Genomic DNA, 10,824 nt, shown 5'->3' on the forward strand with positions numbered 1-10,824 from the left:
TTCCGGGGCCCCGACCGTCACGGTGCGGCGGGCGGTGCCGTGCTGCCCCGAACGATCAGCTCCGGGCGCATCAGCTGCACCGAGTTGGCCGGGGTGCCGGTCTTGGTGAGGGCGCGCAGCAGCAGTTCGGTGGCCTGCCGCGCCATCTCCCGCTTGGGGATGGCCACCGTGGTGAGCGCCGGGTGGGTCAGCAGGACTTCGGAGATGTCCTGGCCGATCAGCGAGAGGTCGTGCGGCACCGAGCGGCCGGCCGCCCGGGCGGCTTCCAGGGCGCCGAGCGCGAGCACGTCGTGGGTGGCGAAGACGGCGGTCAGTCCGGGGTCCGCGGCGAGGGCCGCCTCGGCCGCGGCGAAGCCGCCCGCCGGGGTCGGCGCCGCGGCGTAGCGGACGGCGTCGTCGGGGACGGTGAGGCCGTCCGCGGCGAAGGCCCGGCGGAAGCCCGCCACTCGGGCGGTGTGGGCCGGGCTGGCCAGGACGGCGACCCGCTGGTGGCCGAGTTCGCGCAGGTGGCGGCCGGCCAGGTAGCCGGCCCGCTCGTAGTCGATGGTGACGACCGGGAAGCGGTCCGGCGCCTCGGTCTCCCAGGCGCAGAGCACTACCGGGAAGCGGGCGTCGGAGAGCAGCGGGAGGTGGCCCAGCAGGTCCTGGTCGCCGGCGATCAGCAGCGCGTCGACCGATCGGCTGGTCAGCCCGGCGAGGTGGCGCCGGGCCCGTTCGCCGTCCAGCCGGGTGGTGCAGAGCAGCAGGTGGTAGCCGGCCTCCTCCAGGACGTCCTCGACCTCCTCGACCATCTCGCCGTAGAACGCGCCCGCCACGGTGGGGACGAAGAGGCCGATCGTCCTGGTGCTGCCGGTGGCCAGGGAGCGGGCCACCAGGTTGGGCGTGTAGCCGAGTTCCTCGATCGCCGCCCGCACCCGGGCGGCCGTCGTGGGGCGGACGGCGACCCGGCCGGTGATGACGTTGGAGACGGTCTGCTTGGTGACCCCCGCCCGCTCGGCCACGTCCTGCATCGTCACCATCGGCGTTCCCTCGTATTTGACCGGTTAAGAAGAACAGCTCGCAAAGTAGTCACACCCCGTCACCTCGTCAAGCCATCGGCGTCCGGTGGCTCCGGAAAGCCGGGGTTCAACCGTCAATGGGCCGACCCCGTCCCGGTTTTCTTGCGCCTCCCTCTTGTTTTAGCGGTCAAATCCGCACTACGGTTCCGACCCAGTCGACGGCCCCGGTATGACGCCCCCGGTATGACGCCCCCGGTGCGACGGGCCCGCCGACGGCAACCCCCGCGCGGCTCCCGCGCCTCGGAGAGGACACACTCATGGGCAGAACGACGATGCCGACCAAGCGGGTGGCCGGTGCGGCCGTGGCGGTCGCGCTGGTGGCGGGCCTGACGGCCTGCGGCAGCGGCTCCGGCGGCGGGAACGGCGGGGGCGGCTTCACCTACTGGTCGATGTGGCGCGCCGACGAGCCGCAGGCGCAGGTGCTGAAGGGCGCGATCGCCGACTTCACCGCCGCCACCGGCATCAAGGTGACCGTCAACTGGACCGGTCGCGACATCGCCAAGAAGATCGGCCCGGCGATCGCCGCCAACCAGGCCCCCGACCTGTGGGACGAGTCCAACGACGTGGTCTACGGCTCGGTGGCCGCCGCCGGCCAGGCGCTGGACCTCTCCCCGGTGCTGTCCCAGCAGGTCCCCGGCGAGAACGTACCCGTCTCCGCCGTCGTCCCGGCCAAGTACCTCGACGTGCTGCCCAAGGACCCGTCCGGCCAGAACCACTACCTGATCCCGTACTACCTCGCCACCACCGGCATGTTCTACAACGCCGCCGACCCCGACCTCGCCGCCGCCATGCCGAGCGCCCCCGCCGACTGGGCCGGCCTGCTCAAGGTGTGCGACGCGCTCAAGGCCAAGGGCAAGGCCTGTCTCGCCTCCGAGGGCGAGGACCCGTGGACCAACGGCCTGTACTTCGACTACCTGCTGAACGCCGCCGGCGTCGACTTCGCCAAGCTCTCGGCGGACAAGTCCGGCGCCCGCTGGGACGACCCGGCGGTGCTCACCGCGGCGCAGGACCTGGAGCAGCTGGTCAAGGGCGGCCACCTGATCCAGGGCTACGACGCCACCAAGTACCCGGCCCAGGAGACCAACTGGGCGAGCGGCAAGGCGGCCTTCTACATGGACGGCAGCTACGTCACCGGCGAGGTCGCCAAGCAGATCCCGGCGGGCTGGAAGTTCGGCTCGATCCTGCCGCCCGGCGCCAAGAGCCCGGACGTCTCGCTGTTCGGCTTCTCCGTCCCCAAGCGGGCCAAGAACGCCGGCGCCGCCGAGAAGTTCATCGCCTTCTTCCTGCAGAAGAAGCAGGTGGCCGGGATGGCCACCACCGCGCTCAACCTGACCCCGCGCACCGACGTCCCGGCCCCGGCGGGCCTGGAGGACGCCCAGAAGTCGCTCGACGCCCCGACCGTGCGGCTGCCGTACGACGGCGTGGCCGGCGACTGGTCGGCCAAGGTGTTCGAGCAGAACTTCCTGGACTTCTGGCACGGCGCGACGAGCGCCGCCCAGTTCACCGCCAAGTGCAAGGCCGACCAGGTCGCGTACTGGAAGACCCAGGGCTGAGCCGGTGGCCACCACGATCCAGCCCCGCCCCCGGACGCCCGGCCTCCGCTCCGCCACCACCCGCCGCCCGCGCACCGCCGGGCCGCACGAACGCCAACAGCGCCGGATGTTCTGGCCGTTCACCGCACCCGCGCTGCTCGCCTACGCGGTGCTGTTCCTCGCCCCGGTCGGCTACGCGGTGTGGACCAGCCTCTACAAGTGGGACGGCATGGGCGCCATGCAGTGGCGCGGTCTGCAGAACTACCAACAGCTCTTCCAGGACCCGGTGTTCCGCACCTCGCTGGTCAACACCCTGGAGCTGATGGCCATCGGCGGCGCGATCACCTTCCTGATCAGCTTCCTGCTGACCCTGGTCCTGCGGGAGATGAAGGGCCGGCTCTTCGCCCGGTCCGTGCTCTTCTTCCCCTCGCTGGTCAACGGCATGGTCTTCGGCATCGCGGCCGGCTTCCTGTTCTCCCCCTCCGGCCCGGTCAACCAGGCACTGGAGTTCCTCGGGGTGACCACGCCGCCGAAGTGGCTGTCGACCACCAACCTGTTCCCGATGGTCCTCGGCACGGTGATCTGGACGGCCACCGGCTACTACACCTCGATCATCATGGCCGCCGTCGACCAGATCCCCGACTACCTGTACGAGGCCGCCGAACTCGACGGCGCCAACGCCTTCCAGCGCTTCCGCCACGTCACCCTGCCCTGCGCCTGGGACGTCATCTCGGTCTGCGCGGTGCTCTGGACGGTCAGCTCGGTGAAGATCTTCGAGCTGATCCTGCTCTTCGGCGGCAGCAGCAACCGCTTTCCCCCGGTGGACAGTTGGAACACCGCCATGTACGTGTACGCCGAGGCGTTCCCCCGGGCGACCATCCCCCGGCTGGGCGTCGCCACGGCCGCCGCCGTGGTCACCCTGCTGATGGTCACCGTGGTGACGGTCGTGCTCCGCCGGGTGCTGCGCCGCGAACCGATCGAGTACTGAGCCGATGACCCTGCTACGAATCCTACGAAAGGCCACTCCCGTGCCCGGCACACGCCGATCGGCGGGGCCGGCGGTCCGGATCGGCACGGCGGTCGTGTGGACCGTCGTCGCCGCCAACCTGCTGCTGCTCCTGTGGATCCTCCTCACCTCGCTGCGCAGCGGCCCCGACATCCTCAAGCACAACTTCGCCCTGCCGGACGCCCTGCGGTTCGGCAACTACCGCACCGCACTGGACGAGGGCGGCTTCGCCCAGGCCGCCGTCGACAGCGTGCTCGTCGCCGTCTGCTCCTCACTGGCGGCCATCGCCCTCGCCGCACCCTGCGCCTACGCGCTGGCCCGGCGCCGCTCGCGCACCTCGTCCTCGCTGTCCCTGCTCTTCGCCCTCGGCCTGGGCGTGCCCGGCCAGGTGCTGGTGGTGCCGCTGTTCGTCGGCCTGGCCAAGCTCGACCTCACCGACAGCGACCTCGGCCTCGGGCTGGTCTACGTCGGCCTGGCCATGCCCTTCACCGTCTTCCTGCTGACCGGCTTCTTCTCCGGCATCCCCCGCGTCCTGGAGGAGGCCGCCGTCCTGGACGGCGCCGGGCCGCTGCGCACCTTCCTCCAGGTGGTCCTGCCGGTCGCCCGCGGCGGGCTGATCACCGCGTTCCTGCTGCAGTTCATCACCGGCTGGAACGAGACGCTCTTCGCGATCGTGCTGACGAACAGCCAGAGCAAGGTCACCCTCCCGGTGGCCCTCGCCGAGTTCGTCGCCTCGCAGCAGTTCAACGGGCTGGACTACGGCACCACCTTCGCCGGAGTCTGCATCATCCTCGCCCCGATGATCGCGCTGTTCTCCTGGATGGGGACGCGGATCATCCAGGGCATGACGGTTGGGATCGGGAAATGACCTCCACGCTGCGCCAGGACCTGCTGCGGATCGAAGGCACGGCCGATCCGGCCGCCGGGGTGCTGCCGATCCTGCACGGCCTGTCCTCGTACACCGCCGACGGGGTCGGGGTGGACGAGGAGATGCGCCGGAACCTGGCCTACGGCGCCCCGCCCTCGCTGCTGCCGTACACCCGGCAGGGCGACTACGACCGGAACCGCGCCGAGCGTGAACTGCCGTGCGTGGTACTGGAGAACGAGCAGCTGACGGCGGTCTTCCTGCCCTCGCTCGGCGGCCGGCTGTGGTCGCTGGTGCACCGGCCCAGCGGCCGGGAGCTGCTGCACCGCAACCCCGTCCTCCAGCCCGCCAACCTGGCGCTGCGCGACGCCTGGCTGGCCGGCGGGGTGGAGTGGAACCTCGGCACCACCGGGCACTGGCCGCTCACCTGCGAACCGCTGCACGCCGTACGCCTGGCCGCGCCGGACGGCACCCCGGTGCTGCGGATGTACGCCTTCGAGCGGCTGCGGCGCGTCGTCCTGCGGCTGGACACCTGGCTGCCCGCCGGATCGCCGGTGCTCTTCGTCCACGTCGAGCTGCACAACCCCGCCCCGCACACCACCCCGGTCTACTGGTGGTCCAACATCGCCGTCCCGCAGGACGCCGGCACCCGGGTGCTCGGCCCGGCGGACCACGCCTTCCACTGCGACTACGTCAGCGACCTCACCCGGGTGGACTTCCCCCACCTGGACGGCACCGATCGCAGCTACCCCGGCCGGGTCACCCGCGCCGCCGACTACTTCCTCGACCTGCCGGCCGGCGAACGCCGCTGGATCGCCGCGCTGGACGCCCACGGCTCCGGCCTCGTCCAGGCCTCCACCGAGCGGCTGCGCGGACGCAAGCTGTTCTGCTGGGGCACCTCGACCGGTGGCCGCCACTGGCAGGAGTGGCTCTCCGGCCCGGACGCGGCCTACCTGGAGATCCAGGCCGGACTGGCCCGCACCCAGCTGGAACACCTGCCGATGCCCGGCGGCGCGACCTGGTCCTGGACCGAGGCGTACGGACTGCTCGAAGCCGACCCGGCCGCCGTGCACGGGAGTTGGGAGCGGGCCCGACAGAGCGCCGGGGAGGCGCTGGCCCGGCTGCTCCCGCCGGCCGGGCTGGACACCGCCCACCGGCTCGCCGCCGACTTCGGGGAGCCCGTCGAGCAACTGGCCGAGGGCTCCGGCTGGGCCGCCCTGGAGATCGAGTCGGGGTGTCTGCCGCCGTCGGAGCTGCTGCCCTTCGGCACCCCGGGCGTCGAACAGGAACCCTGGCGGCAGTTGCTCACCACCGGCACCCTGCCGGTCAGCGACCCGCCCGCCGCCCCGGTCACCGGCGCCCACTGGCGCGCCCGGCTGGAGCGGCACGCCGAGGACTGGCACGCCCGGTACCAGCTCGGCCTGCTGCGCCTGGCCGACGGCGAACCCGGCTCCGCCCGGGAGGCGTTCACCCGCTCCCTCGACGAGCAGCGCACCCCCTGGGCGCTGCGCGCCCTGGCCTTCCTCACCGCCGATCCGCAGGAAGCCGCCGACCTGATGGCCGAGGCGCACCGACTCCGGCCGCAGCTGCGGGAGTTGACCATCGAGGTGCTGGCCGCCCTGCTCGCCGCCGACCGCGCCCACCAGGCCCTCTCCCTGATCGAGGCCCTGCCCGAGGCGGTCCGCGCCCACGGCCGGATCCGGCTGGCCGAGGCCACCGCCGCCCACGCCGTCGGCGACGACGACCGGGTGCGCCGGCTGCTGGCCGAGGGGATCCGGGTCGACAACATGCGCGAGGGTGAGGTCTCCCTGGACACCCTCTGGCTCGCCGTCCACCCCGGCCGACCGGTGCCCCCGCACTACGACTTCCGGATGGCGGCGGACGGCTGAGACCGACCGGCACATGGCGACGCCGCTCACCATGTGCCGGTCGGTCTGAACCCACGAGCTGGTCGGGGCCCCCACCCCGACCCGCCGGCGCCGGCCCACGGCGCCGGTGCCCCCGGGGGCCCGCCCCCACGGCGGGGCCCCGAGACGAGAAGGAGTCACTGTGTCAGCTCCTCGACGAAAACTGCTCGGCGCCGTAGCCGCCCTGAGCATGACCCTGGTCGGCGGCACCGCCCTCCAGGCGTCGGCGGCGCCCGCGAAGCACGCACCGGCCGCGCCCGCGTACACCGTCACCATCGGCTCCACCGGGCCGTACAACTACGCCGACGACACCCCCGCCGCCCCGTACCTCGACAAGGACGGCACCTTCCACTTCCAGGAGTCCCACTCGCTCTACGGCGCCACCGACTCCCGCCAGTGGAACTTCTTCACCGGCCGCGACTTCGAGACCGCCACCCCGGACTCCGGGCTCGACAACGCCGTCAACCCCGCCAACACCGCCGACCGGAACAACGACACCACCTGGCGCTGCAACCACAGCCCCACCGGTGTCAACGCCACGTCCGCGCCCGCCGGTTCGGGCTACTCCCAGCCGAACTACTGCGACCTGGTCGGGGTCTGGGTCGACCCGGACACCGGGGACTGGCGCGGCCTGGTGCACAACGAGTTCACCCCGCAGCCGTTCGGCGACGGCCTGCACTACGACGCCATCGACACCGCCGTCTCCCACGACCAGGGCCACACCTGGACCATCTCCGGCCACGCCATCACCTCCCCCTACAGCACCACCCGGGGCGACAACTCGGCCTTCCCCCAGCAGACCTACGACTACGGAGACGGCGACCAGCGGCTGTTCGTCGACACCGCCTCCGGCTACTTCTACGTCTTCTACGGCTCGCGGATCGTCCCCAAGGCGGGCGTCGGCGGCGGCAACGGCGGCCTGGCGCACGTCGCCCGCTCCCCGATCTCCGGCAAGATGGCGGCCGGCACCTGGCAGAAGTGGTACGACGGCGCCTGGACCCAGCCCGGCACGGGCGGTCTGGAGAGCAACATGGTCCCGGCGACCGCAGCCGCCCCGAGCGGCTACACCCCGGTCGCCCAGGACTATCGCCCCACCAACACCGGCAGCGTCGACCAGCAGGTCGCGGCCGGGGTGCTGCCCGCCAAGTCGCCGCTGTTCATCATGAACGTCTCCTACGACGCCTACCTCGGCCTGTACATCGGCGAGCCCGAGGTGGTCTCCGGCACCGCGCCGCAGCAGTTCTACGTCACCTCCGACCTCGCCACCCAGCAGTGGCACCTGGCCGGCGACTCCGGCAGCTACACCTCCGGCTCCTGGTACCGCTGGATGCTGGACAGCGCCAACCTCACCAGCACCACCATCATCGGCAAGAGCTTCCGCTCCTACTGCTCCATCGCCTGCGCCAAGTCCGACGGCGAGTACGCCAACGTCACCGTCGACTCCTCCGCCCCCGCCGCCTCCCCCTTCGACCCGACCAGGACCTACCGCATCGCCAGCGGCAACGGCCGGATCCTCACCCAGGCCGCGAGCGGCTCCGCCACCACCTCCACGGCCGCCCCCACCGGCTCCGCCCGGGAGGCCTGGAGCTTCACCGGCAACGGCGACGGCTCCTACCGGATCACCAACGCCGCCAGCGGAGCACTGCTCGGCGTCGACGCCACCGGCACGGCGGGCCGCGCCTGGGGCGCCCAGCCCACCGTCACCGCCCCCGCCGGCGGCACCGCCGCCGTCGGCCAGCAGTGGTTCATCCTCCCCGACGCCACGGGGACCGGCGGCTACCGCCTGGTCAACCGGTACAGCGGCCTGGTCCTCGGCCTGACCGCCGGCAACGGCGGCACCGCCGAGACCACCGCCCCCCGCAACTGGACCGACACCACCGGCAGCGGCGTCGGCGGCGGCCGCACCGCCACCCAGCAGACCCTCACCATGACCGCCGTCGGCACCGCCCCCGGCAACCTCAACGGCACCCACACCCTGACCGCCAACGGCAAGGCCCTCGACGACCCCGGCCACAGCACCACCGCCGGCACCCAGCTGATCACCTGGGCCCCCAACGGCGGCGCCAACCAGAACTGGCAGTTCACCCAACAGCCCGACGGCTCCTACCAGCTCGTCAACGCCGAGTCCCGGCTCTGCGCCGACGACGACGGCGGCGCCACCGCCCCCGGCACCACCGTCATCCAGTGGACCTGCACCGGCGGCGCCAACCAGCACTGGAGCGCCGGCCGCCGCGCCGACGGCACGTACACCCTCACCAACGTCCACAGCGGCCTGCTGCTCACCACCGCCTCCACCACCGACGGCGCCCCGGTGACCCAGCAGCCGGACAGCGGTTCGGCGCTCCAGCACTGGACCCTCAAGTGACCTACTGACCAGGGCCGTTCAGCGACCGGCCGACCCCGGCGGACCTGCCGCGCCGCGGGCCGAGCACCCCCGGGTGCTCGGCCCGCTCGACCGCCGCGGCGACGGCCCGGTCCCCTTCGATGTGTCATGAACCACCTCCACGTACCGCGGAGGATGTGTCATGATCCTCCCGAGTGTTCGCGCGCTCCGGGGTCGGTGCAATTCCGAACCGGCGGTGAAAGTCCGCGACCCAGCCGAAGCCATCGGCTGGTTGACCTGGTGAAACTCCAGGACCGACGGTGAAAGTCCGGATGAAAGGTAGTGCGCGGCGACACATCGTCCGCCCGGGCGGGGGTCAACTCCCCTGCCCGCCGCGCGGCTTGGTGCTCGCTTTCCCCGGAACGGCGTCTGTGCACGGGGGCGGGCTGCCAACTCGTCATCCTCCCGCGCACCGGGCGCCGTCCATTGCGGAAGGCCGTGTGCGTCGTCACGCGTCCTTCCGGATGGCCGCGTTCTCTCGCAGATCAGCGAACCCCACGGACCCACCGGTCCGGGGTTCCCGACCAGGAGAGAGCAGATGGCAACCACATTTCCGACCCCCACCGACCGCCTGCACCACGTGGAACAGGCGATCGAGGCCTTTCGCCGCGGTGCCTTCGTGATCGTCTTCGACGACGAGTCCCGCGAGAACGAGGGCGACCTCATGGTGGCGGCCGAGCACACCGACGAGGCCGCGATGCGGTACATGCTGGACCACTCCTCCGGCGTGGTCTGCGCGGCACTGCCGTACGAGCGGTGCGAGGAACTCGGCCTGCCGCAGATGACGGCCGACAACTCCGGTCTGCACGGCACGGCCTTCACCGTCTCGGTGGACCTGATCGCCGGCGGCACCACCGGCATCCCGGTCGACGAGCGGGCCCGCACCACCCAGGCGTTGGCCGACCCGACCACCGGGCCGGACGACCTCGGACGCCCCGGCCACATCTTCCCGGTGCGGGCGGCCCGCGGCGGCGTGCTGGAGCGGGACGGGCACACCGAAGCCGCGGTGGACCTGTCCCGCCTGGCCGGACTGTCCGGCGTGACCACCATGTGCGAGGTCGTCCGGCCGGACTGGAGCATGGCCCGCCTCGGCGACCTGCGGGCCCTCGCCGAACGCGACGGACTGGTGCTGATCTCGGTGGGCGACCTGCGGGCCTACCTGCAGGCCGCCGAGCCCACCGCCTGACGCAGCGGATAGCAGCACCCCCTGGACAGGGTGGTCGGGCCACGGCGCCGCGGCCCGACCCCCCGACCCCCCGACCCCCCGACCGGCGGATGCGGGAGTGGCCCTGTGGTACGTTCCAGCGCCAGGGGGCTGACATGGATGAGACATCGGAAGCGCGTGCCGAACTGGACCGGTTGAGGCACTCGCTGCGCAAGCAACTGGTCACGCTGCTCACGCATTTGACCATTCGTGTGCACCTCCGCCGACTGTCCCTCGACGAGCCGAAGGTCGCCGGCCGACACGAGCCGCCGCTCCACCACTACGCGACGCGGTACCAGGGCAATCGTCCGAAGACCTCCACCGCCGCCGAGACGGCCTCCCGTGCGACCTCCCTCCTCCGTGCCGCCGGTTGGGACGTCACGGCGTCACAGGAGGATGACGACGGGAGACTCTGGACGGTGCTCGTCGCTCACCGGGACGGCAACGAGATCCGCATCCTGACCAGCGACGACACACCCGCCGTGGTGTTCCGCGCGCGGACGCCGGCCCTGGACCTGTCCGCCCCGCCACCGGTCCGGCAGCCGGAGCCGGAGCGGACGCCGGAGCCGGAGCCGGAGCCGGAGCCGACGCCCGAGCCGGTGCGGACGCCGGAAACCCTCACACCCGGTTACGTCCTCTGCTACGAGTGCGACGGCCTCGGCTGGTGCCCCGGCTGCGCCGGCCGCGGCTGGGTGCTCGACCGGACCGGGCGCAAGGGCCGATGCCGGGAGTGCCGCACGACGAAGGTCTGCGCCATCTGTCGGGGCGGGGGCGAGCTGAGCGTCTTCGGTCTGTCGCCGTACCAACGCGGCTACTACCCGGAACTGGACTTCACCGACTGACCTGACGTGCTCGTGGGCCGGCTGACG

8 protein-coding genes and 1 riboswitch are annotated in these 10,824 nt (G+C 72.2%); of the genes, 7 read left to right on the plus strand and 1 reads right to left on the minus strand.

The window, feature by feature from the left end; genetic code table 11:
- Window positions 1-17 precede the first annotated feature (17 nt).
- Window positions 18-1,019: a LacI family DNA-binding transcriptional regulator gene (locus ACZ47G_RS10830; protein WP_380455910.1), complete on the minus strand. Its 1,002-nt coding sequence runs from the start codon at window positions 1,017-1,019 to the stop codon at window positions 18-20.
- A 296-nt stretch (window positions 1,020-1,315) separates the two neighbouring features.
- On the opposite strand from ACZ47G_RS10830, the gene ACZ47G_RS10835 reads away from it, so the two are divergent.
- The 7 genes from ACZ47G_RS10835 (at window position 1,316) to ACZ47G_RS10865 (ending at window position 10,797) form a co-directional block, all read left to right on the plus strand.
- The gene (locus ACZ47G_RS10835; RefSeq protein WP_465741105.1) at window positions 1,316-2,611 is read left to right on the plus strand and encodes an ABC transporter substrate-binding protein; all 1,296 of its coding nucleotides are present in this window, start codon (window positions 1,316-1,318) and stop codon (window positions 2,609-2,611) included.
- A 4-nt stretch (window positions 2,612-2,615) separates the two neighbouring features.
- A complete protein-coding gene (locus ACZ47G_RS10840; RefSeq protein WP_465741107.1) occupies window positions 2,616-3,578 on the plus strand; it encodes a carbohydrate ABC transporter permease in 963 nt (320 codons plus the stop codon).
- 40 nt (window positions 3,579-3,618) lie between these two features.
- A complete protein-coding gene (locus ACZ47G_RS10845) occupies window positions 3,619-4,464 on the plus strand; it encodes a carbohydrate ABC transporter permease (RefSeq protein WP_465741109.1) in 846 nt (281 codons plus the stop codon).
- Complete coding sequence (locus ACZ47G_RS10850) at window positions 4,461-6,350, plus strand: DUF5107 domain-containing protein (RefSeq protein ID WP_465741111.1); 1,890 nt, start codon at window positions 4,461-4,463, stop codon at window positions 6,348-6,350. The genes ACZ47G_RS10845 and ACZ47G_RS10850 overlap by 4 nt, the downstream gene beginning before the upstream one ends.
- Window positions 6,351-6,510: 160 nt before the next feature.
- On the plus strand, window positions 6,511-8,733 hold the full coding sequence (locus ACZ47G_RS10855) for an RICIN domain-containing protein (RefSeq protein WP_465741113.1): 2,223 nt from the start codon (window positions 6,511-6,513) through the stop codon (window positions 8,731-8,733).
- 177 nt (window positions 8,734-8,910) lie between these two features.
- Window positions 8,911-9,041: riboswitch (FMN riboswitch) on the plus strand.
- Between the two features lie 248 nt (window positions 9,042-9,289).
- Window positions 9,290-9,937, plus strand: a complete 648-nt coding sequence (ribB, locus tag ACZ47G_RS10860; RefSeq protein ID WP_465741115.1) for a 3,4-dihydroxy-2-butanone-4-phosphate synthase — start codon at window positions 9,290-9,292, stop codon at window positions 9,935-9,937.
- 134 nt (window positions 9,938-10,071) lie between these two features.
- Complete coding sequence (locus ACZ47G_RS10865) at window positions 10,072-10,797, plus strand: hypothetical protein (RefSeq protein ID WP_465741117.1); 726 nt, start codon at window positions 10,072-10,074, stop codon at window positions 10,795-10,797.
- The last annotated feature ends 27 nt before the right edge of the window (window positions 10,798-10,824 follow it).

It is taken from the genome of Kitasatospora sp. NPDC030952 (assembly GCF_055571335.1).

What these genes read in the sequence shown, in the direction of transcription:
- ACZ47G_RS10865 (WP_465741117.1), top strand. Translation starts at nt 10,072, where the DNA reads ATGGATGAGACATCGGAAGCGCGTGCCGAACTGGACCGGTTGAGGCAC.
- ACZ47G_RS10830 (WP_380455910.1), bottom strand. Translation starts at nt 1,019, where the DNA reads ATGGTGACGATGCAGGACGTGGCCGAGCGGGCGGGGGTCACCAAGCAG.
- ribB (WP_465741115.1), top strand. Translation starts at nt 9,290, where the DNA reads ATGGCAACCACATTTCCGACCCCCACCGACCGCCTGCACCACGTGGAA.
- ACZ47G_RS10835 (WP_465741105.1), top strand. Translation starts at nt 1,316, where the DNA reads ATGGGCAGAACGACGATGCCGACCAAGCGGGTGGCCGGTGCGGCCGTG.
- ACZ47G_RS10850 (WP_465741111.1), top strand. Translation starts at nt 4,461, where the DNA reads ATGACCTCCACGCTGCGCCAGGACCTGCTGCGGATCGAAGGCACGGCC.